This is a genomic window from Kitasatospora sp. NPDC101235, assembly GCF_044767505.1.
In the GTDB taxonomy this organism is placed as follows: domain Bacteria; phylum Actinomycetota; class Actinomycetes; order Streptomycetales; family Streptomycetaceae; genus Kitasatospora.
In genome coordinates, this window is sequence record NZ_JBIWNZ010000022.1 from 1 (window position 1) to 21,497 (window position 21,497).

The window sequence follows — 21,497 nt, forward strand, 5'->3', positions numbered from 1 at the left end:
TCCGACAGGAGGCCGTCCACGCCCTCCCGGTCCGTGGTGTGGTCGTCCGCGAAACGACGGTCACCCGTCGCGTCCGGGACGTGCTTCACACAGACGACGATCCTCAAGCTCATGAGCGGTTCTCCTGTCACGGGTGCACGGATGCAACTGGATCCATGGCCTCAGGCATGCCGAGGGTACTGAGTGCCAAGCCTGGCCCGGGCGCGACCCGCGCACCGCAAGCGCCACCTGGACCGGCATACCGTGTCGGCTCTCTTCGACTGGCGTCAGAGGCTCCATGGAGAGAATACGGCACTCAGTACCCTTCGTAAAGGAACTCAGTACCCTTCCCGGCTCCCCGGGGCCGTGCCGGCGGCACGGGAAGCGGACACAAGGTTTCCGCAAGCACCGACCAGGTCGCGTCATGGAATCCGCCAGACGGCGCGGGGAACATCGTCCCCGGGGCCGGCCGACGGCCCTGGCCTTGGATCAAGGAGGGGGAGAAGGATGACCTTGGTGCACGGGGAACAGGACATCGTGACGACGGACGGGAAGCCCCGGACGACGGCGGCCTGGAGCAACAACGGGCCGTGGGAGACCCTGCGGGACCGTAAGGAGGTGCTCGTGGTCGCGCAGACCATGGTGTACGCGAAGCGGCTGCACGACTTCTACTCCCTGCTCGCCCCGGACCTGCGGGTCCACGTGCAGTTCACGGTGGCACCCCACGTGTTCAACGGGGGCGCCGCGGAGATCCTCCGGGCGCTGGGCGGCACCCTGCTGCCGTGGGAGCAGGCGGTCCGGCGCGAGTTCGACCTGATCCTGGCCGCCGGTTCCCAGGGGATCGAGCAGCTGCACGGCCCGGTCGTCCGACTGCCGCACGGGGCCGGCAACATCAAGCTGTCCCGGCGCCACGCCCCGGACGGCGAGCGGGCGGCCATCGGGCTCGGTCCGGACTACCTCTACTGGGAGGGGCGGCTCGTCCCCACCTCGTTCGCGCTGGCCCACGAGGAGGAACTGCTCGAACTCCGGCGCAGCTGCCCGGAGGCACTGCCGATCGCCGAGGTGGTCGGCGATCCGTGCTACGACCGCATCACCACCGCGCTGTCGCACCGGGAGCGCTACCGGAGCGCGCTGGGGCTGCGGCCGGAGGAGAAGCTGGTGCTGGTCTGCTCCACCTGGGGCGACGGCTCGCTCTTCACCCGGCTCGACGCCGTGCTGCCCAGGCTGACCTCGGAACTGCCCCGGCACGGCTACCGGGCGGTCCTGCTGGCCCATCCCAACATCGCGGCTCAGCACTCGACCTACGCGGTGCACTCCTGGGCGAAGGCCACCGCCCGAGGGGCCGTCACGGTGATCCCTCCCGAGACGGACTGGCGGCCGCTGCTGGTCGCCGCCGACTTCGTCATCGGGGACCACGGCTCGGTCACCCTGTACGGCGCGATGACCGGCGCTCCCGTCCTGCTCGCCGAGTACCCGCACCGGCACGTCAATCCGCGCTCACCGGCCGCGCAGCTCGCCCGGACCGCGCCCGCGCTCACGCCCGGGCATCCGCTCGTCGGCCAACTCGCGTACGCCGCCGAGCAGTACCGCCCGGAGGAGTACGCGGCCATCGCCGCCCGGATCAGCTCCGAGCCGGGCCGCTTCGACCGGAACGCCCGTCGGCTGCTGTACCGCGTCCTCGGGCTGGGCCAGCCGGCACACACCCCGGATCCGGAGCCGCTCCCGCTGCCCGAGCCGCTGGACGCGATCGCGGCGGCCGAGTCGCGGCGGGCCGGATGACGGCCGCGCTGCACACGGTGCGCCTCGTGCCGGTCGGCCCTTCCGCGTACGGCGGCTCGACGACCGCGCTGTTCGAGGCCCGGGTGATGTCCACGGCCGGTATCCGCCACGGGCTGCTGGCGGCGGACCCGGCGTCCACGGCTCCGGAGGAGCGGCCGGGGCCCGGGTTCGTGGACGAGCACCTCGTGCTCGACCTCACCGAGCCGGGGGGCTTCCGCTGGCGCCGGCACGCCGACGTGCTGCACCTCGGGCCGGTTCCGGCGGCGGACGTCCACGCGCGGCTCGCGAAGCTGCTGTCCGCGTACCCCGGGTGTGCGGTGGCCACGGCCGAACACCGTCCGGGGGCGGTGCTGGTGCTCGCCCGGACCGGGGCACGGCTCGTCCTGCAGGCCTCCGGTCCGGCCGGTGAGCCGGTCCCGCCGCCGGCCCTCGGCTCGCTGGCGCACGCCTGGCTGGCGGCCGGACGGGCGCTGGGCGAACTCGACCGGATCAGTGCCGCCGGGTGCCACTCCCCGGGCTCCGGGTGGAGCCGGCTCACGCCTCCGGTTCGCCCGGGCAGGGGGTGACGGCGGATTCGGCACCGTACGCGGCGAGGCGGTCGGCCAGTCCGGCCACCTCGGCCGTGGCACCGACCTCCTGGTACCGGGCCATGGACTGCTCGAACCGGAGCCGCGCCGCGTCCGGGCGGCCGCGCAGTTCCTCGACCTGACCGGCGAAATCCAGCGCCCGCGCCTCCCAGTGCGCGGACCGCCTGGCCCGGAAGCCCGCGAGGGCCTCCTCGATGCGGGCCTCGGCAAGCTCGTACGCGCCCAGCCGGCCGTGCGCCAGGCCCAGGAAGGCCATCGCGCGGGCCGCCTCGTAGTCGTCCCCGATCGAGGAGAGCTCGCGGCCCGCCCGCTCGATGGGCTCCACCGCCTCGGCCGCCCGGCCGGCCATCAGCAGCACCTCGCCGTACGCCAGCCGGGCCAGCGCCGAACCGCGCAGGTAGTCCTCGGCCTCGCGGAGCCGGACCACCTCGTGCAGGCACTCGGCGGCCGCGTCCAGCCGACCGGCCATCCGATGGGTCTGGCTGAGCCCGTACAGCGCGTCCGCCTGCGCCAGCGGACGGCCCGTGTCCCGGGCGAGGCCAAGGGCTTCGGTGAACCAGCCCGCCGCCTCCTCCCCCTCGCCCGCGTTCCGCAGGCCGTTCCCGCCGCTGGTGAGCATCCGCAGCTCGCCGCTGCGGGAACCGGCCGCCCGGGCGGCCCGCAGACCGATCCGGTGGGCCTCGACCCACAGCCGCGCCGGGCGCAGCCGGAGGAACAACGGCCACATGGCGTCGGCAAGTTGCCAAGCGGCCGCGGGCCGGTCCAGTTCCTCGCACCAGCGAAGGACGTCGGCGAGCCGATCGCGTTCCGCATCGAGCCATTCCAGGGCCGGACCGTCGCCCTCGAACCCCCGGGGCGGGTGGACGGAGCGGGTGCGGTAGTCGCGGGCGAGGGTGCGGTGGCTCGGCGAGATCACCGCCTCAGCGGCCGTGGCCGTGGCGAGGTACCAGTCGACGACCCGGTCGAGTGCGGCCCCGGTGGGCCGGGCGTCCCGGATCCGCTCCCCGTGCGCCCGGGCGTGCAGCCGCACCAGGTCGTGGAAGCGGAACCGCTCCGGCCCGGTCTCCTCCAGCAGGTGCACATCGATCAGGCCATCCAGCAGCCGATCGGCCCCGGCCAGGTCCACGTCCGCCAGCGCGGCGGCGTTCTCCAGGGTGAACTCGGGGAACGGCAGCAGGCCCAGCAGCCCGTAGAGCCTGGCGGCGTCCGGCTCCAGCACACCGTAGGAAGCGTCCAGCAGGTCCTGCACCGTCTCCCCCTCCACGTTCAGCGCCGCCAGCCGGTCGGTGCCCCGCCCTAGCATCTCCGCGGCCGCCGCGAGCGACTGGGCCGGGCGCGCCGCGATGCGGGCCGCCGCCAGGCAGATCGCCAGCGGCAGCCCGGCGCAGGCGTCCACCACCTCGGCCGCGGCGTCACGCTCGTCGACCACCCTGCGCCGGCCGACCCGCTCGGCGAGGATCTCGGTGGAGGCCTCCGGGGCGAGCGGCACCACCGGCCGGAACACCGCGCCGTCGATGCCCAGCCCGGTGAGCCGGCGACGGCTGGTCACCACGACCACCGCGTGGTCCGAACCGGGCAGCAGCGGCCGCACCTGGGCGGCCGTCGAAGCGTTGTCCAGCAGTACCGCGATCCGCCGCTCCGCCGCCAGCGAGCGCCAGAGCGCGGCGCCCTCCTCCAGGCTCCCCGGCACCGGGGAGATCCCGAAGGCCCGCAGGAAACTGCCGAGGGCCTCGGCCGGGTCGGCGGGGCCGCCGGGTGCATAGCCGCGCAGGTCCGCGTACAGCTGACCGTCCGGGAACCGGCCGGCCTGGCCGCGCAGCCACTGTGCGGCCAGTGCCGTCTTGCCGACCCCGGCGGGGCCGGTCACCACGACGGTGACGTCCGCCGCCGCGGTGTCGGGGGCCAGCGAGCTGTCCAACGCCGCCAGGTCGGCCTCCCGGCCGATCAACCGCCTCGGGCAGGGCGGGAGTTGCCTCGGTGTGGGCAGGGCGGACGGCCCGTGCAGGTGCAGTCCGCCGTGGATGGTGCCGGCCTGCACCACCGGGCCGGAGACCGTCGTGGCGCCGGCCAGTGAGTTCCGTACCACTCCGTACGGCAGGTTGACGTCGTTCACCGGCACCCGCCGACCACGGTCGATCCTGTCACTGGCTCCCCCGGCCTCGGACGAATTATCAGTGTGGCACTAGCATGTGACGTATCGCCATGTCGAGATTATTCCCGAAAGCACGGTCACGGAACCCTGCGATGGTATGGCCGATTGCCCTGGACACATGCCATGCTCACCCGCGACACGGCAAGCTGGTAGCCAACCGGCGGGGGGCGTCACGTGAAGTTCCATCTCCTCGGTTCAGTTGAACTGTCGGTAAACGGAGAGCCATTGGCGATTCCCTCCGACAAGCGACGGCAGCTGCTGGCCGCCCTGGCCCTGGAGGTCGGAAGGCCGCTCTCCCACACCTCGCTCGCGTACCGACTGTGGGGCGAGGACCCTCCGCCCAGCGCGTTGACCAGCCTGTACAGCCATGTTTCCCACCTGCGCGCCCTGTTGAGACGAGCGGCCCAGGCCACGGGGACGAAAGAGCTCCGGGAGCCCCCCACGATCGACACCCGATCGCACACGTACACCCTGCGAGCGGACCCCTTGCTGATCGACTGGCACCGATACCTGGACCTCTCCGACCAAGCCGGACTGCTCGCCGAGAACGGGCAGGATCACCAGGCCAGAACCGTCCTGAGCCGCGCCACCAGCCTGTGGTGCGGCGAACCCCTGGCCGGCCTGCCCGGCACCTGGGCTCAGACCACCCGCGCCGCCATGGCCGACCAGCACTTCACCACCACGCTGCGCCGGATCGAGATCGACCTGCGCATCGGTCGCTTCGCCGAGCTGATCCCCGAACTCACGGCGCTGCGCGAGGACCGCCCCACCGACGAACGCCTCGCCGGCCACCTGATGACCGCGCTCCACGCCGTCGGCCGGCCCGCCGACGCACTCGCCGTCTACCCCGCCGTCGTCCGCCTGCTCCGCGCCCACTTCGCCACCGAACCCGGCGAACAGCTCACCCGACTCCATCAGTGCATGCTGCGCGGCGAACCGCTACCCGGCACGCCGAAGCGGGCCGAGGCCGTCCTGGCACCCGCGCCCCGGACCACCGAACCCGCGGACGTCCCCGGACGGCACCGGCTGATCGGCCGCGAGGACGACCTCCGCCGTGTCCTGCCCGGCCCCGACGCCCGGCACGCCCGGGGCGGCATCGTCACCGTATCGGCGATCCTCGGCATGCCCGGGGTCGGCAAGACCACCCTCGCCCTCCATGCCGCCGACCTGATGCGCGAGCACTTCCCGGACGGCTACGTCTACCTCAACCTGCGCGCCCACGTCGGCAACCAGCCGCCGCTGACCCCGGAGGCCGCGGGCGCCCTGCTGCTCAGACGCATGGGCGTGCCCGCCACCACCATCCCGCTCGACGCCGACGAGGTGTTCGCGCTGTGCGCCGAGGCGCTGTCCTCGCGCCGCGCCGTCGTCGTGCTCGACGACGCCTCGAACGCCGCTCAGGTCCGCCCGCTGCTGCCGCCCGCCCCGTCCGCCCTGATCCTCGTCACCAGCCGCCAGCGCCTCACCGAACTCCCTGACGCCCGCCCGGTGTTCCTGGACGTGCTGACGGTCGACGACGCCGCGGCCCTGTTCACCAACGTGGTGGGACCCGAGCGCTCCACGGACACCGAGAGCATCATCGAGATCGTCGAACGCTGCGGCCACCTGCCCCTCGCCATCGAACTCGCCGCCAGCCGCTTCAAGGCCCGCCCGTCCTGGACGCTGGGCCACCTCGCCCGGCGCCTCTCCCGCAAGAACGGCCGGCTGGCGGAGATCCGGACCAACTCGGCCAGCATCGCTCAGGTCTTCGAGCTGTCGTACCGCTACCTCTCCGCCGGCCAGCGATCGGCATTCCGCCTGCTCGGCCTGTATCCCGGACCGGATTTCGGCGTGCCCGCGGCAGCGGCCCTGTTCGGGCGGAGCATCGACGAGACCGACGAGGTTCTCGAAGCTTTACTGAACTGCCACCTGATCACGGAGATATCGCCCGAGCGTTACCAACTGCATGATCTTTTAAGGGAGTTCGCGGTGGCCTTGGGAGTCGAACAGAATCAGCGGGAAGCCGCGGCCCGACGGCTGCTCGGTTTCGCCCTGCACACCACCGACCGCGCGGACCACCTGCTCTATCCGCACAGATCGAGAACCCCGCTTCCGGATGATCGGCAACTCGACGACACGTTCGAGTTGTTGGGCGAAGTCGAGATGAACTCACCGGAATCGGCCAGGACTTGGCTGGAGGCCGAACATGCCGGACTGATCGCTCTGACCGCCCACGCGCACCGCACCGGGCTCGCGGAGCACGGCGCCTGGCTCGCCCACGTCCTGGCCGGCCACCTGGACGCCGAGGCCTACTGGAGCGAGGCCCAGGACCTGCACCGGGCGGCGGTCGCGCACTGGCGGTCGCAGGCGAACGACCGGCAGGAGGCGCGGGCCCTGATCGACCTGGGCGCGACACTCGCCAACGCCTCCCGCTATGAGCCCGCAGCCGAGGCCCTCGAACGCAGCCTCGCCCTCGCCCGGGCGCAGGGCGACCCGGACGCGGCGGCGAACGCCCTCAACCTGCTCGGGCGGCTGCGGTGGGAGCAGACCCGACTGCATGAGGCCCTGACGATCCAGCAAGAGGTACTGGCCATTCGGGAGGAACAGGGCGACCAGTGGAACGCCGCCCGCTGCATGGTCAACATCGGAATTCTGCACCGATCACTGGGGGACGAGGAATCGGCTCTCACCGTCTACAACGTCGCATTGTCACTTGCCCAGAAATTCAATGACCGGGCCCTGGAATTCCGGGCACTGAACAACATCGGAGAGGTCCATCTAAGCGCCGGGCGAAATGCCATGGCTCGGGAAATATTCGAGAGGATTCTGGACGCCGCCGACGACGCCATTCCCTCGCTGAATCTGTCCGTGGCCCGCGCCAACCTCGCGGAAACGCTGGAAATCCCGAACGAACTGGAAACCGCCCTCGCGCTCTACCGGTCGGCCCTGACGACGTTCCGCGAGTTCGGAACCGTCCGGCACGAGGCCGACGGTCGCAACGGGCTCGGCCAGACCCTGCTCGCCGCCGGCCGGCACGAGGAGGCCCGGGAACAGCACGAGCTCGCCCTGGAGCTCGCACGCTCCATCGGCACCGGACGCGAGCAAGCAGCTGCTCTGCGCGGCCTTGGCCGCTGCGAGGCGGCAGCCGGAAATCAGCCTGCCGCCCTCGCCTACCTGACAGCGGCCGTCACTTTGGCCGAGCAGGTCGACATCGCAGACGAGGCCGCGCGTATCCGCTCGGCACTCGCCGAACTTGAATCGCGCTTTTCATATGATCGTCACTCATCGAAATGAAGTTCGACTTTCGGACTCTGATTTTGATCTTTCAGTCTGGTTATGCGAAGCTCTGCGCATCAAGCGGCCCCTGCCGACCGAACCGGACCAGAAAGCAAGAGCGCCATGAGCATGCTCATCCACATAGCCCACCAGATCCTCATCGCCACTTCGAGCCCGATCTGGTGCTAGCCGCGTAGCACGACGGCGGCCTCTCCCGTGTACACCCGGAACGTCAGCGTCTCCTGTAGGTAGAGCTGAATCGTTTCGGCGTTGTGGGAGAGGTAGCCGACCGAGGAATCCTGGCCGAGGAACAGTTCGAAGTCGCCGCCGCGGGTGGAGAGCAGGTAGGCGCCCTCGATGGCCGGGGCCCAGATGATCTCGCCGTCGAGGAGGCGGGCGAGGTGGTTGTGGACGGGGTAGCCGTGGTCGCTGGTCTCGTTGACGGCGGTGAAGGCGGCGGCGCCGAGCAGGAGTGAGTAGGGGCCGCCGACGCCGGCGAGGCGGAGGACGGTGAGCGCGCGGCTGACGGCCTCCGGGTATTCCCGGACGTCCTCGGGGAGTTGGACCGGGGGGTTGGTGGAGGCGGCGCGGATGCCGTCGATGGCCGCGGCGCGGTAGCCCTCGAAGACGGCGCGGTCCTCGGCCAGGGCCAGGTTGCGGGCCGCGTCCTTGACCGGCTGCCAGTCCGAGTCGCGGGAGCCGCGTTCGACGTCGTCCACGGCATCGCGGCGGACGGTGAAGGGGACGCGCAGTTCGACGACCGGCTGGGCGGCGCGGGCGCGGGCCTGGATGCCGTCCGTCGGGGGGTCGATGGTGGTCAGGTGGCCGGTGCCGACGGCGGCGAGGGTGGCGCCGTCGGGGCCGTTGAGGTCGACCACCCGGCGGCCGGCGATGTGGAGCTTGAAGGTCTGGCGGGCCTCCTCCTCGATCTCCTCCCAGGCGGCGGCGGAGATCGGGGCGAGGTCCCGGTGGAGGTTGTTCATGGGCGGGTCCTGTTCGGGTGCTCTGTCAGGGGGTCTGCTTGAGGCTGCCGATGCCGAGCGAGCCGTCCCCGGGGGACGGGGCGGGAGCGGAGACAGGGGTGGGGGCGGGGGCGAAGCCGGGCGCCGGTGGCGGGGAGTCGAGGAAGTCGGCGGTCGGGACGAAGAACAGCCCGCCGGTGACGGCGGTGGAGAAGTCGAGCAGCCGGTCGGTGGTACCGGGCGGGTTGCCGACGAACATGTTGCGCAGCATCTCCTCGGTCACCCCCGGGTCCGCCGCGTAGCCGATGAAGTAGGTGCCGAACTCGCCGCCGCGGTCGAAGGATCCGAACGCCATGTTGAAGCGGACGATCTTCCGCTCCTCGCCGTCCGGCCCGGTGATCACGGTGAGCGCCACGTGCGAGTCGGCGGGCTTGACGTCGTCGGCCAGCTCGATGTCGGTGAGCTTGGTGCGGCCGACCGCGCCCTCCTGCTCCTCGACGCTCAGCGCGTTCCACTTGTCCAGGTCGTGCAGGTACTTCTGGACCATGACGTAGCTGCCGCCGGTGAACTCCGGGTCCTCCGCCCCGACCAGGGCGGCGCTCACCGCGGCCCGGCCCTCGGGGTTCTCCGTCCCGTCGACGAATCCGAGCAGGTCCCGGTCGTCGAAGTAGCGGAAGCCCTGGACGGAGTCGGCCACGGTGGCCGTCCCGGCGAGCCGGCCGACGAGTTGGCCGGCCAGCTCGAAGCAGAGGTCCATCCGCTCGGCCCGCAGGTGCAGCAGCAGGTCGCCGGGGGTGGCCGGGGCCCGGTGGCGGGCGCCGGCCACTTCCTGGAAGGGGTGCAGGGAGGCCGGGCGGGGGCCGGCGAAGAGGCGGTCCCAGAGTGCGCAGCCGATGCCGGTGACGCAGGTGAGGGCGCCCTCGGGGGCCCGGAAGCCGACGGCGCGGCGCAGTGCGGCGAGTTCGGGCAGCAGGTCGCGGACGGCCTCCTCGCGGCCGGGTTCGACGGTGAGGACCAGGAAGACGGCCGCGCTGGTCAGCGGGGAGAGCACGGCTTGCGGTTCGGCCTGCATGGTCGTGACCTCTCTCAGGACGCCCGGGAGGCGTCCCGTTCGGCGCGGTGGTCGGTGAGGATCTGCTTGCGCTGCTGCGGCGGCGCGGACCGGCTGTCCATCAGCCCCTCCTGGAGGTGGCGCCCCACCGCGGATGGACCAGCACTGATCCGATCATGGGAATGATTACATCGCAAAGCGGACAATCCGGCACCGTCGGCGCACAGCCGAACGGCCCCACCGGACGGACCGGACGGACTGGACGGCCCCGCCGGAAGCCGCTCCGACGGGGCCGTTCGACACGGACGAGCGGCGCGGACGGGCGGCGCTCCCCCACGGGATCAGGACCGCCCCCACGGGATGCAGGACCGCCCCCGCGGGCTTCAGGCCCGCCGCCGCCCGGCGCCGGTGGCGGCCACCGCGGCACCCAGCACCGCCGAGACCACCGGCACCACCAGCGCCGCCCGGAAGCCCTCCAGCACGGTGGCCCCCGACCCCAGCACGGCCAGGTTCACCGTGGTCACGACCGAGAGCCCGAGCGCCGCGCCGAACTGGAACGAGGTGTTGAGCAGCCCGCCGGCCAGCCCCTGCTCCTCCTCCGCGATCCCCTCGGTGGCCGCGATGGTCAGCGGCCCGTACGCGAGGGCGAAGGCGAGCCCGGTCAGCAGCATGGTCGGGAACATCATCGGGTACGTCCAGTCGGCGTCCACCGGCAGGAACAGCCCGTACGAGAGCGCGGCCAGCAGGAAGCCGCCGAGGATCACCCGGGCGTTGCCGAAGCGCTCCACCAGCTTCGGGGTGAGGGTCGGCGCCAGCACCGAGTCCACGCCGATCGCGAGCAGCGCGAGGCCGGTCTGGAGCGGGGACCAGCCGCGCAGGTCCTGGAGGTAGAGGGTGGCGACGAACTGGAAGCCGAAGAACGAGCCGGCGAACAGCACCGCGCCCAGGTTGGCCCGCAGCAGCGGCCCGGAGCGCAGGATGCCCAGGCGCACCAGCGGCGCGCAGGAGCGCCGCTCGACCACCGCGAACACCGCCAGCAGGGCGAGCCCGCCGACCAGCACGGCGGCGGTCGTGACGGCCCCCGCGCCCGGCTCGCCGATCCGCACCACGCCGTACACCAGCAGCAGCATCGCCCCGGTCGCGGCGGCCGCCCCGGCCAGGTCGAAGCGCCCGCCGGGGGCCCGGTCCGGCGCCGCCTCGCGGGGGATCAGCGGGACGGCCGCCACCAGCAGCGCACCGGCCAGGAGCACCGGGGCGAAGAACACCCAGCGCCAGCTGACCGCCGTCAGCAGGCCGCCCACCACCAGGCCGAGCGAGAAGCCCGCCGCGGCCGTCCCCGCGTACACCAGCAGCGCCCGGTTGCGCCGCGGCCCCTCGGGGAAGGCGGTGGTGATGATCGACAGCCCCGCGGGGGTCATGAAGGCCGCGGACAGGCCGGTGACGAATCGGGCCAGGATCAGCACCCAGCCCTCGGTGGCCAGGCCGCCGAGGCCGGAGAAGAGGACGAAGACGGTCAGCCAGAGCAGGAACATCCGGCGCCGGCCCAGCAGGTCGGCCGTCCGGCCGCCGAGCAGCATGAACCCGCCGTAGCCCAGCACGTAGGCGCTCAGCACCCAGGACAGCGCGCCGGTGGACATCCCCAGGTCCGCGCGGATCGAGGGCAGCGCCACGTTCAGCATCGCGACGTCGATGCCCTCCAGGAAGATCGCGCCGCAGAGCACGGCCAGGACGGCGGCGGACCGGCCGCCGGATCCCGTCGGGCGCTCCTCGGGCACCGGGGCGGCCTCCCGGCTGTTTTCGGGCAGGGCTGATGACACGGACACCTTGGGGCTCCTCGGAATGGGGGGTGGCGAGGGCCCCGGACGGTTCTCTTCCATCCGGTCGGTTCCCTCTTGTAACCACCCGTCATCCTCGGGCAGCATCAGGGATCGTGGAAGAAGGCACTTCAAAGGAACCGACGCACTGCGGGGGTACCGAGGACGGCTACGACGTCCTCCAGTGGGACGTCCGGGAGGACTGCGAGGTGCGGCAGATCCTGGACCGGATCGCCGACAAGTGGTCGCTCCTGGTGATCGCCCTGCTGGACCGGCAGTCGCTGCGCTTCACCGAGCTGCGCCGGGCGATCGACGGGGTGAGCCAGCGGATGCTCACCGTCACGCTGCGCCAGCTGGAGCGGGACGGCCTGGTCGAGCGGACGGTGCACCCGGTGGTGCCGCCCCGGGTGGACTACGCGCTGACCCCGCTCGGGCGGACGCTGCACGCCACCATCCAGTCGCTGGTCACCTGGACCGAGGCGCACCAGCGCGAGATCGCCGGCGCCCGGGCCGCGTACGACGCCCGGGAGGGGGCGTCCTGAACGGCGGCGAGGGGCGGGTGCGCCTCCACCCGCCCCTCGCCCGGCCCGATCCGGCTCAGACCCGCAGCGCCGCCAGCTGCTCGGCGAACGGCACCACCTGCTCGGGCAGCGCCGGCGCCGCCGGGCCGCGCCCGGCCAGCAGGGCCGCCAGCTCGCCGGCCGCCCGGTCGATCCGGCGCGGCAGGCCGTCGGTGAGCCCGTCCCCCGCCGTGCCCCAGTCGTCGGTGGCCGCGTAGACGGCGGTCGGCAGCACCACCGCGCGCAGGTAGCTGAACAGCGGCCGGACGGCGTGCTCCAGGGCGAGCGAGTGCCGGGCCGTGCCGCCGGTGGCGGCGATCAGCACCGGCTTGCCGGTGAGCGCGTCGTTGTCGATCACGTCGAAGAAGGACTTGAACAGGCCGCTGTACGAGGCCGTGAAGATCGGCGTCACCGCGATCAGGGCGTCCGCCTCCGTCACCGCCTCGATCGCCGCGCGCAGCCCGGCACCGGGGAAGCCGGTGACGAAGTTGTTGGCCAGCTCCACCGCCAGGTCCCGCAGTTCGACCACGGTGACGTCCACCTCCCGCCCCTCCGGGGCGAGTCGGCGCACGGTCGAGTCGGCGAGCCGGTCCGCCAGCAGGCGCGTCGAGGACGGCTTGCTCAGCCCGGCACTCACCACCACCAGCTTGAACGCGGTCACTTGGCCACCTCCACGGCCTTCTCGTTCCGGGCCGCGACCAGCGCGGCGTGGGTCGGCCCCTCCGGCACTCCGGCCGGGCGGCCCTTGGCGTACTCCTCGCGCAGCACCGGCACGACCTCCTCGCCGAGCAGGTCCAGCTGCTCCAGCACCGTCTTCAGCGGCAGGCCGGCGTGGTCCATCAGGAACAGCTGGCGCTGGTAGTCGCCGAAGGTCTCGCGGAAGGTCAGGGTCTTCTCGATGACCTCCTGCGGGCTGCCCACGGTCAGCGGGGTCTGCTCGGTGAACTCCTCCAGCGAGGGCCCGTGCCCGTACACCGGCGCGTTGTCGAAGTACGGACGGAACTCGCGCACCGCGTCCTGGGAGTTCTTGCGCATGAACACCTGCCCGCCGAGGCCGACGATCGCCTGCTCGGGCGTGCCGTGGCCGTAGTGGGCGAAGCGCTCGCGGTAGAGCTCGATCAGCTTCTGGAAGTGCTCCTTGGGCCAGAAGATGTTGTTCGCGAAGAAGCCGTCACCGTAGTAGGCGGCCTGCTCGGCGATCTCCGGGCTGCGGATCGAGCCGTGCCAGACGAACGGCGGGACGTCGTCCAGCGGGCGCGGCGTGGAGGTGAAGCCCTGGAGCGGGGTGCGGAAGCGGCCCTGCCAGTCCACCACGTCCTCGCGCCACAGCTGGTGCAGCAGCGCGTAGTTCTCGATCGCGAGCGGGATGCCCTGGCGGATGTCCTTGCCGAACCACGGGTAGACCGGGCCGGTGTTGCCGCGGCCCATCATGACGTCCACCCGGCCCTCCGCCAGGTGCTGGAGCATCGCGTAGTCCTCGGCGATCTTCACCGGGTCGTTGGTGGTGATCAGCGTGGTCGAGGTGGACAGGATGATGCGGTCGGTCTGCGCGGCGATGTAGCCGAGCATGGTCGTCGGCGAGGACGGGACGAACGGCGGGTTGTGGTGCTCGCCCATGGCGAAGACGTCCAGGCCGACCTCCTCGGCCTTGCGGGCGATGGCCACCATGGCCTTGATCCGCTCGTGCTCGGTCGGAGTGCGGCCGGTGGTGGGGTCGGTCGTCACGTCGCCGACGGAGAAGATTCCGAACTGCATGCTGCTCACCAGATCCCAGGTAGTCCAACTTTCAACCACCCTAGCACTCGGGCAGGGGCGGATATTCCCCCTGGCCGCCTCCCGTGCCCTGCGAGGACAATGAAGAGCACGGGCGGGTGAGGGAAGGCTCCGGAAGGGCGGCGGACGATGGGTCCGTACATCGCGGTGAGCGCGCTGAGCCACGAGGGCCTGGTGCGCGAGCACAACGAGGACAGCCTCACGGTCGGGCCGTGGACGCTCTGCGCCACCGTGACCACCAACCCGCAGACCCTGCTCTTCCCGCTCGGCCCGCCCTGCGTGGTCGCGGTCTCCGACGGTCTGGGCGGCCACCCCGGCGGCGAGGTGGCCAGCGCCCTGGTCGCCCGGCGGCTCGCCGCCGACGGGGGCACGCTGGACAGCGAGGAGGCCGTCCGCGAGGAGCTCCAGGCCTGCAACCGGGCCGTCTACGCGGCCGCCGCCGAGGAGCCGGAGCTCGCCGCGATGGGCACCACCGTCGCCGGACTGGTGCTGCTGCCCGAGCGGGTGGTGACCTTCAACGTCGGCGACAGCCGGGTCTACCGGATCACCGCGGACGGGCTGCGCCGGGTGAGCGTGGACGACAGCCCACCGCTGTCGCCCGGGCAGCGCACCACCTCGGTGGTCACCCAGACCCTGGGCGGCTCGCTCGGGCTCACCTTCGTCGAACCGCACGTCCGGGCCGCGCCGCTGGCCACCGGGGACCGGTACCTGGTGTGCAGCGACGGCCTGACCGACCCGGTGCCCGAGGAGGAGCTGGCCGGGCTGCTGGAGCGGTCGTTCGAGGGGGCGGACCGCTCGGACGGCAAGGCGGCGTTCGAACTGTGGAAGGCGGCGATCGAGGCCGGCGGACCGGACAACATCACCCTGGCGCTGGTGCAGGTCGGGGCGTAGGGGCCCGGCTCCCGGTGGAACGGACCCGCCCCGGGCGGGGCGCCGTAGCGCTCCGCCCGGGGCGGTCACCTGTCCGTTGGCCGTTCCCGGCTCAGATTTCGCTCGTGACGCTCACCCCGCTGAAGCCCTGCTGGGCGTAGAGGCTGAAGAAGACGTAGCCGGCCGGCGGGTTCGTGACGGTCAGCGTCTCGGAGTTGTCCGGGTTGGTCGACCGCGCGGTGTTGCTGTCGGTGTACGCCCAGCCGGTCGGGTTGTAGTAGAGGTCACCGTTGCCGGTGCCGCCGCTGGTGGTGATCTTCACCTGCTTGGTGCCGGCCGGCACCAGCAGGTAGAAGTGCGCGTAGTTGCCCGTGGTGGCCGCGACGTTGCTGCGGGTGCAGTTGGCGTCCAGCTGCCGGGTGTCGGTGCCGGTGCACTCCGGCAGCTGCGGCGTGGTGGGCGTGCCGCCGCCGTCGGTGGCGCAGGCGCCGGCCGCGCACCTGGTCAGCCAGCTGTCGAAGTCGGCGTCGTAGCGGGTGCCGATGGTGGTCTTGAGGATGGTGCGGGCACCGTCCCAGTCGCCGGCCCGGTACTTGGCGAGGACCGCGTCCATGTCGGAGCGGTGCTGCTCCAGCATGTAGCGCACGGCCAGGTAGCCCCAGCGGTAGACCCGGTCCTGGTCACCGTAGGCGGTGTCGAACAGGTCGCTCAGCTTGTAGGTGTGCCGGGCGGCGGCCGCGATGGCACCGTCGTTGTTGACCTTGCGGTACGAGTAGGAGACGTACTCCGCGAAGCCCTCGACCCACCAGACGGTCGGGGTGGTCATGCCGGCGTTGAAGTCGCCGTACATGTCGAACCGGCCGTCGAGGTAGTGGGTGTACTCGTGGTTGAGGTTCCAGATCTCGAAGGACGGACGGGCCCACTCGGCCTCGTAGCAGAGGAAGCGCGGCTGGTTGCCGACCGTGGCCGGCTGGCCCTCCAGGTACATGCCGCCGTTGTTGGTGTCGATGCCGTAGATCGCGGCGGCCAGCACCTGGTAGTCGAGCGAGGAGTGGAAGACCACGACCTCGATCGTGTTGTTGTTGTCGTCCTTGACCGGGCCGTTGTCCTTGGCCACCGAGTGGAAGAACGCGTCCTGGCCGGTCAGGCTGGTGCAGGCGGTGCCCAGCTGGGTGTTGTCCAGCGCCTGGGCGATCAGTTTGATGCTCGGGCTGCAGGTGTGGTTCACCGTCAGCACGCCGGCCTTGAGCTGGTCGGCCTTGTTGCAGGTGCCGTAGTACGAGCAGTTGCCGGCGTCGTAGTAGTCGACGCCCTCGGCGACCGCGGCCCACTGGTAGACGGTGCGGCCCTTCGGCTCGGACTTGTCGACCAGCCCCTTGGCGAGCGGACGGACCTTGGCCTGGAGGGCCGTGTCCTTCAGGAAGCGGGTCAGCTCCTTGGTCGCGTTGTAGACCAGCACGCCGTAGGTGTCGCCGAGCAGGCCGTTGTTGCGGGCCGCGAAGTCGGACAGCGAGTCCAGCACGCTCGGGTCGGCCTCGACGGCCGCGTCGAAGCCGGGCACCTGGTGGCCGCGGAACAGCACGGTGAACACCGGGTTGACCGCCCAGGCCATGCCGGCCGGGTTCCAGGTGTCGGCCTTGTAGTCGCCCAGCAGCCGCTTGACCACCGGCAGGTAGCGGACGTTCTCCTGCGCGCTGTCGATCAGGGTGACCGCCTCGCCCAGGATGGGCCCGTTGCCCGGGGCGACGTCACGCGAGTGCGCGCTGTTGAAGAAGGCGTCCAGGCCGGACTGGATCGCGGTCTTGAGGCCGGCGCCGTACTCGCCGACGTCCTCCTTGTGGTACCACTGCACGAAGTAGCCGGCGCGCAGGTAGAGCACCAACTGCTCGACGGAGGTGGAGTTGTCGCCGGGGTAGTTGGCCGACGCGTCGCGCAGCGCGTAGGCCACCGTGCTCATCTGCTCCTCGCGGAACGCGCCCCGCGCGTCGCCGCCGGTGAGCTGGAACAGGCTGTTGATGCACTGGATGTCGGCGTCCTTGATGTGCTGGACCAGGTCACTGCCGGTCCGGCCGGAGAAGTCGCCGACGGTACAGGGCTTTTCGGCCGCCGCGCCGAGGCTGAAGGCCTTGGCGGTCGGCCGGACCTCGGCCGGCCGGGTGTCGACCGGGAGCGGGGCGCGCTGGTCCGCCGATGCCAACTGCTGCCCGTTGTCGGCTCGTTCGGTGGCGCCGGTGGCGGGCTGCGGGGCCGGCCCGGTCGGGACGGGCGCGGGCGTGCCGCCCGGGGTGGGGGTGGCGGGGGCGGCCTGGGACTGCGGGGCGAACAGGCCGACCGCCAGGAACAGGGACAGGACGAGCGTCAACAAGCGTGCCAGCTGCGGGAGTCGCAGCAGACGTGAAGGACTCACGTGGGGGCCTCCGGGCCGTCGTCGACCGCGACGTGGGGCCGCGGCCGGTGGGGGTGTCGAGGACCGTTGGTGACGGCGCCGCGTGGGGGCGGCGGTTCCGTCGGGCACGGCGGGGGATGTGACATGTACCATGGCACATCTCACATGGCCTTGGGAACCCGGGGCATTGTGCGCAGTTTGCGGGGAATTGGGTCAGGAAACGTGATGGTGGTCCGCCAACAGGCCGCCCCGGGCGGGGCGCCGTAGCGCTCCGCCCGGGGCGGTCACCTGTCTGGTCTGCCGGATTCGGCTCAGAATTCGCTCGTGACGCTCACCCCGCCGAAGCCCTGCTGGGCGTAGAGGCTGAAGAAGACGTAGCCCGCCGGCGGGTTGCTGACGGTCAGCGTCTCCGAGTTGTCCGGACCGGCCGAGCGCGTGACGTAGGAGTTGGTGTACGCCCAGCTGCCCGGGTTGTAGTAGAGGTCACCGTTGCCGGTGCCACCCTTGGTGGAGACCTTCAGCTGCTTGGTGCCCTGCGGCACCCAGACGTAGAAGTGCGCGTAGTTGCCGGTGGTCGCCGCGATGTTGCTGCGCACGCAGTTGGCGTCCAGCTTCCGGATGTCACCGCCCGCGCACTCCGGCAGCTGCGGCTCGCCCGGGGTGTCGGCGGCGCAGGCACCGGCGGCGCACTTGGTCAGCCAGCTGTCGAAGTCGGCGTCGTAGCGGGTGCCGATGGTGGTCTTCAGGATGGTGCGGGCACCGGTCCAGTCACCCGCGCGGTACTTGGCCAGGACCGCGTCCATGTCGGAGCGGTGCTGCTCCAGCATGTAGCGCACGGCCAGGTAGCCCCAGCGGTAGACCCGGTCCTGGCTGCTGGTGGCGTACACGGTGTCGAAGAGTTCGCTCAGCTTGTAGGTGTGCTGCGAGGCCACCGCGATGGCACCGTCGTTGACGACCTTGCGGTACGAGTAGGAGACGAACTCCGCGAAGCCCTCGACCCACCAGTCGATCGGGAGGACCTGGCCGGCGTCGTAGTCGCCGTACACGTTGAACCGGCCGTCGAGGTAGTGGGTGTACTCGTGGTTGAGGTTCCAGATCTCGAAGGACGAGGCCCACTTGTTCTCGTAGCAGAGGAAGCGCGGCTGGTTCCCGACCTGGGCCGGGTTGCCCTCCAGATACATGCCGCCGTTGTCGGTCCTGATGTCGTAGATGAGCGCAGCGAGCACCTTGTAGTCGAAGTCCGTGTGGAAGACCACCACTTCGATCGTGCTGTTGTTGTCGTCCTTGACCGGGCCGCTGTCCTTGGCCACCGAGTGGAAGTACGCGTCCTGGTTGGTCAGGCTGGTGCAGGCGGTGCCCAGCTGGGTGCTGTCCAGCGCCTGGGCGATGATCTTGATGCTCGGGCTGCAGGTGTGGTTCACCGCCAGGTTCGCGGCCTTGAACTTCGCCGGGTCGTCACAGGCGCCGTAGTACGCGCAGTTGTCCTTGTCGCGATGCAGCACCGACCAGGCCAGGGCGCCGCGCTCGTACATGCTGGGGCCGCTCTGCGAGGACTGCGCAAGCAGGTCGCGCACGGACGGGCGCAGCTTGGGCAGGAACTCCGGGTACTGCATGAACCGGCCCAGCTCGGTGGCCGCGTTGAAGACCATCGTGCCGAGGCCGGTGCCGAGCAGGTCGCGGTTACGGTTCGCGAACGCGTACAGGGCGTCCATGACGCCCGGGTCGGCGTTGACGGCGGCGCGGTACCCGGCCTGGTCGGGGCCGCGGGAGAGCGCGAAGAACACCGGGTTCACCGCCCACGCCATGCCCGCCTTGTTCCAGCTGGCGCTGTCGTAGTCGGTGAGCAGGCGCTTGAAGACGGGCAGGTAGTGGGCGGCGTCCTGGGTGCTGTCGATCAGCGTGGTCGCCCCGAACAGCGGGCCCGCGTTGTCGGGCGTGATGTCCCGCGAACGGGGGTTGGCGTAGAACGCGTCCAGTGCGGCACGGCTGGCGGTGCGCAGACTGTCACCGTAGGAGCCCACGACGTCCTCGTTGTAGAACTGGACGAAGTAGCCGGCCTGCAAGTAGTACATCAGCTCCGAGATCGAGCCGCTGTCGTTGCCCCGGTAGCTGTTCGCGGCATCGCGCGCCGCATACGCCACGGTGACCATCTGGGACTCGCGGAACGCGTTGGCGGCGTCGCCGCGGCCGATCTTGAACAGCGAGTCGATGCACCAGTAGTCGGACGACTTGATCTGCTGGACCAGGTCACTGCCGGTGCGGCTGGTGAAGTCACTGACATTGCAGGGCTTCTCGGCCGCCGCACCCAGACCGAGGGCCTTGGCCTGCGGCTGCTGCTTCGGCGGCAGGCCGGGCACCTGGGGCGACAGCGGCTCGGGCAGTGGCTGCTCTGAGGCGAGACGCCTGCCTCCGTCCGCCTTCGCCAGGGTCTTGTCGGCCGGATTCTCGCCGATGGCCGACGGCGGCGCCAGTCGGGTGGGCGTGCCTGCGGGGGTCTTGTCGCCGGGGGTGGGAGCGGCGGGGGCGGCCTGGCCGAGCGGGGCGAACACGCCGATCGCCAGGACGAGGGTCAGAACGAGCGTCAACAGTCGTGCCAACTGCGGGACTCGCAGTAGGCGTTGGCCATTCACGTGGGGGCCTCCGGGCCGTCGACGGCCGCGGTTGGGGGCGCGGCCTGCGGTGGAGCGAGGACCGTCCGCAGCAGCACCGCGTGGGGCGGGTCCGCCGTGGATTCAGTGGGGATGTGACATGTACCATTGCACACATCACACAACATTGTGAAGACCTTTACCCAAGGTCTACTCACTCGCAAAAGCGTGAAGGGCATGGCGACGGGTCGTCACCATGCCCTTTCCACTGACGGAACGGGGAATTCCGGGTGTTCTCCGGCCGCCCCCGAGCGGCTACTTGCGGAGCAGCAGGATCACGCCCGCCGTCACCAGCCCGACCACGACGGCGGCCACGCCGTACGCCAGGCGGTGCGCCCGCAGCACCGGCAGGAAGCGGTCCACGGCGTAGCGGCCGGGGCCGGTCAGGGCGAGCGCGGCGGCGCCGGCGGTCAGCAGCAGCTCGTACTCGCTGCCCTTCGGGGCGAAGAATCCGCCGCCCCAGGTGACGGCTGTCGCGTTGACCATCGTGCCGGCGATCGCGGCACCCGCGAGCGGGGTCAGCAGGCCGACGGCGAGGGCGAGTCCGCCCAACGTCTCGGTGAGGCCCGCCACCACGGCCATGGCGTGGCCGGCCGGGTAGCCGCTCATGGTGAAGAACTGACCGGTGCCGTCGATCCCGCCGCCGCCGAACCAGCCGAACAGCTTCTGGCTGCCGTGCGCGGCCATGGTCAGGCCGAGGACCAGGCGCAGGAGCAGGAGTCCGGCGTCATAGGCGTGCGGGGAGGTCGTCGCGGGCCCGGAGGTGTCCCGGGCCGGGCTGACGGTGCTGGTGGCGGCGGTCGTGCTCGGGCTGCTGCTCGGCATGCGCGTCTCCATCGATCGGGGTTCGGTCGTCGTCCGGCACGGCCGGACGTGGTCACGGGTCGTGGTGGTGCGGCCGGCAGGGGTCGTCACCCCGCGCCATTGTTCAAATTTGAACCTGCCGCTCTCCCGACCGTACCTCGAAGTTCGAATTTGAACAACTGACGGTCCGTCGGCGACTCGCGGGCCCCGCCCGGGCCGGGGAGGGTGGAGGCATGGCTCAACGCAGGCAGCACCGACGGGAGCCGCGGACCGGCACCCCGTACCCCGAGGCGCTGGACGCCTTCGGCGAGCGCGTCCGGCTGATCACCCCCGGCCAGTGGGACTCCCCCACCCCGTGCGGCGACTGGTCCGTCCGCGACCTGGTCAACCACCTCACCGGCGAGCAGCTCTGGGTGCCCGAACTGCTGATGGGCGCCACCATCGGCGAGGTCGGCGAACGCTTCGACGGCGACGTGCTCGGCGACGACCCGGCCACCGCCTGGGCCGACGCCGCCGAGGCCGCCCGGGAGGCCTGGGCCGTCCCGGGCGCCACCGAGCTGACCGTCCACCTCTCCTACGGGGACGTCTCCGGCCAGTACTACCTGGACCAGCTCACCACCGACCTGGTGATCCACTCCTGGGACCTCGCCGAGGGCATCGGACGGCGCACCCGGCTCCCGGCCGGGCTCGTCGAGTTCGCGCTCGGCGAGTTCGCCGGGTACGGGGACCTCTCCGGCAGCGGGCTCTTCGACCCGCCGCTGCCGGTGCCCGGGGACGCCGCCCCGCAGACCCGGCTGCTCGCCCTCACCGGGCGGCGGGACGGAGGGTGACCGGACGCGCCTCCCGGTGCCGGATACTGGAAGTCGGGGGAAGTCTTCCG

15 protein-coding genes and 1 pseudogene are annotated in these 21,497 nt (G+C 71.5%); 6 read left to right on the forward strand and 10 right to left on the reverse strand.

The features are described from left to right. Positions 1-113 (reverse strand): annotated as a pseudogene (locus tag ACIRRH_RS29985) (electron transfer flavoprotein subunit beta); the annotation flags it as partial. Between the two features lie 373 nt (positions 114-486). Between ACIRRH_RS29985 and ACIRRH_RS29990 the strand changes: the two are divergent. Together ACIRRH_RS29990 and ACIRRH_RS29995 are read left to right on the forward strand one after the other, a co-directional pair. Continuing rightward, positions 487-1,758 (forward strand): hypothetical protein, encoded by a 1,272-nt coding sequence (locus ACIRRH_RS29990; protein WP_403073623.1) that lies wholly within the window; start codon positions 487-489, stop codon positions 1,756-1,758. Beyond that, the gene (locus ACIRRH_RS29995; protein ID WP_403073625.1) at positions 1,755-2,324 is read left to right on the forward strand and encodes a hypothetical protein; all 570 of its coding nucleotides are present in this window, start codon (positions 1,755-1,757) and stop codon (positions 2,322-2,324) included. The genes ACIRRH_RS29990 and ACIRRH_RS29995 overlap by 4 nt, the downstream gene beginning before the upstream one ends. On the opposite strand, the gene ACIRRH_RS30000 is transcribed toward ACIRRH_RS29995, so the two are convergent. After that, on the reverse strand, positions 2,293-4,464 hold the full coding sequence (locus ACIRRH_RS30000; RefSeq protein ID WP_403073626.1) for an ATP-binding protein: 2,172 nt from the start codon (positions 4,462-4,464) through the stop codon (positions 2,293-2,295). The two genes, ACIRRH_RS29995 and ACIRRH_RS30000, sit on opposite strands and share 32 nt — an antisense overlap. Before the next feature lie 258 nt (positions 4,465-4,722). On the opposite strand from ACIRRH_RS30000, the gene ACIRRH_RS30005 reads away from it, so the two are divergent. After that, positions 4,723-7,767 carry a tetratricopeptide repeat protein gene (locus ACIRRH_RS30005; RefSeq protein ID WP_403073628.1) on the forward strand — a complete coding sequence of 1,015 codons (3,045 nt, stop codon included), beginning with the start codon at positions 4,723-4,725 and terminating at the stop codon, positions 7,765-7,767. A 167-nt stretch (positions 7,768-7,934) separates the two neighbouring features. On the opposite strand, the gene ACIRRH_RS30010 is transcribed toward ACIRRH_RS30005, so the two are convergent. The 3 genes from ACIRRH_RS30010 to ACIRRH_RS30020 form a co-directional block, all read right to left on the reverse strand. Continuing rightward, positions 7,935-8,732, reverse strand: a complete 798-nt coding sequence (locus ACIRRH_RS30010) for a family 1 encapsulin nanocompartment shell protein (RefSeq protein ID WP_403073629.1) — start codon at positions 8,730-8,732, stop codon at positions 7,935-7,937. A 25-nt stretch (positions 8,733-8,757) separates the two neighbouring features. After that, the gene (locus ACIRRH_RS30015; RefSeq protein WP_403073630.1) at positions 8,758-9,783 is read right to left on the reverse strand and encodes a Dyp-type peroxidase; all 1,026 of its coding nucleotides are present in this window, start codon (positions 9,781-9,783) and stop codon (positions 8,758-8,760) included. 362 nt (positions 9,784-10,145) lie between these two features. Continuing rightward, positions 10,146-11,585, reverse strand: a complete 1,440-nt coding sequence (locus ACIRRH_RS30020) for an MFS transporter (protein WP_403073632.1) — start codon at positions 11,583-11,585, stop codon at positions 10,146-10,148. A 107-nt stretch (positions 11,586-11,692) separates the two neighbouring features. Between ACIRRH_RS30020 and ACIRRH_RS30025 the strand changes: the two genes are divergently transcribed. Beyond that, positions 11,693-12,118, forward strand: coding sequence for a winged helix-turn-helix transcriptional regulator (locus tag ACIRRH_RS30025; protein WP_403073634.1), 426 nt, complete (start codon positions 11,693-11,695; stop codon positions 12,116-12,118). 55 nt (positions 12,119-12,173) lie between these two features. Here ACIRRH_RS30025 and ACIRRH_RS30030 read toward each other — a convergent pair whose 3' ends face one another. Together ACIRRH_RS30030 and ACIRRH_RS30035 are read right to left on the reverse strand one after the other, a co-directional pair. Then, the gene (locus ACIRRH_RS30030) at positions 12,174-12,797 is read right to left on the reverse strand and encodes an FMN reductase (RefSeq protein ID WP_403073636.1); all 624 of its coding nucleotides are present in this window, start codon (positions 12,795-12,797) and stop codon (positions 12,174-12,176) included. After that, complete coding sequence (locus ACIRRH_RS30035) at positions 12,794-13,891, reverse strand: LLM class flavin-dependent oxidoreductase (RefSeq protein ID WP_403073638.1); 1,098 nt, start codon at positions 13,889-13,891, stop codon at positions 12,794-12,796. The genes ACIRRH_RS30030 and ACIRRH_RS30035 overlap by 4 nt, the downstream gene beginning before the upstream one ends. A 147-nt stretch (positions 13,892-14,038) precedes the next feature. On the opposite strand from ACIRRH_RS30035, the gene ACIRRH_RS30040 reads away from it, so the two are divergent. Next, positions 14,039-14,800 carry a PP2C family protein-serine/threonine phosphatase gene (locus ACIRRH_RS30040; protein WP_403073640.1) on the forward strand — a complete coding sequence of 254 codons (762 nt, stop codon included), beginning with the start codon at positions 14,039-14,041 and terminating at the stop codon, positions 14,798-14,800. Between the two features lie 91 nt (positions 14,801-14,891). Here ACIRRH_RS30040 and ACIRRH_RS30045 read toward each other — a convergent pair whose 3' ends face one another. The 3 genes from ACIRRH_RS30045 to ACIRRH_RS30055 form a co-directional block, all read right to left on the reverse strand. After that, positions 14,892-17,186: a collagenase gene (locus ACIRRH_RS30045; RefSeq protein WP_403073642.1), complete on the reverse strand. Its 2,295-nt coding sequence runs from the start codon at positions 17,184-17,186 to the stop codon at positions 14,892-14,894. Between the two features lie 290 nt (positions 17,187-17,476). Next, positions 17,477-19,750, reverse strand: coding sequence for a collagenase (locus ACIRRH_RS30050; RefSeq protein ID WP_403073644.1), 2,274 nt, complete (start codon positions 19,748-19,750; stop codon positions 17,477-17,479). Between the two features lie 318 nt (positions 19,751-20,068). Then, positions 20,069-20,638 (reverse strand): DoxX family protein, encoded by a 570-nt coding sequence (locus tag ACIRRH_RS30055; RefSeq protein WP_403073646.1) that lies wholly within the window; start codon positions 20,636-20,638, stop codon positions 20,069-20,071. Positions 20,639-20,850: 212 nt separating this feature from the next. On the opposite strand from ACIRRH_RS30055, the gene ACIRRH_RS30060 reads away from it, so the two are divergent. Then, positions 20,851-21,447 (forward strand): TIGR03086 family metal-binding protein, encoded by a 597-nt coding sequence (locus ACIRRH_RS30060; protein ID WP_403073648.1) that lies wholly within the window; start codon positions 20,851-20,853, stop codon positions 21,445-21,447. Positions 21,448-21,497 lie beyond the last annotated feature (50 nt).

Excerpts from the sequence above, each read along its gene's own strand:
- ACIRRH_RS29990 (WP_403073623.1), top strand. The coding sequence starts at position 487 with ATGACCTTGGTGCACGGGGAACAGGACATCGTGACGACGGACGGGAAG.
- ACIRRH_RS29995 (WP_403073625.1), top strand. The coding sequence starts at position 1,755 with ATGACGGCCGCGCTGCACACGGTGCGCCTCGTGCCGGTCGGCCCTTCC.
- ACIRRH_RS30010 (WP_403073629.1), bottom strand. The coding sequence starts at position 8,732 with ATGAACAACCTCCACCGGGACCTCGCCCCGATCTCCGCCGCCGCCTGG.
- ACIRRH_RS30015 (WP_403073630.1), bottom strand. The coding sequence starts at position 9,783 with ATGCAGGCCGAACCGCAAGCCGTGCTCTCCCCGCTGACCAGCGCGGCC.
- ACIRRH_RS30035 (WP_403073638.1), bottom strand. The coding sequence starts at position 13,891 with ATGCAGTTCGGAATCTTCTCCGTCGGCGACGTGACGACCGACCCCACC.
- ACIRRH_RS30040 (WP_403073640.1), top strand. The coding sequence starts at position 14,039 with ATGGGTCCGTACATCGCGGTGAGCGCGCTGAGCCACGAGGGCCTGGTG.
- ACIRRH_RS30055 (WP_403073646.1), bottom strand. The coding sequence starts at position 20,638 with ATGCCGAGCAGCAGCCCGAGCACGACCGCCGCCACCAGCACCGTCAGC.
- ACIRRH_RS30060 (WP_403073648.1), top strand. The coding sequence starts at position 20,851 with ATGGCTCAACGCAGGCAGCACCGACGGGAGCCGCGGACCGGCACCCCG.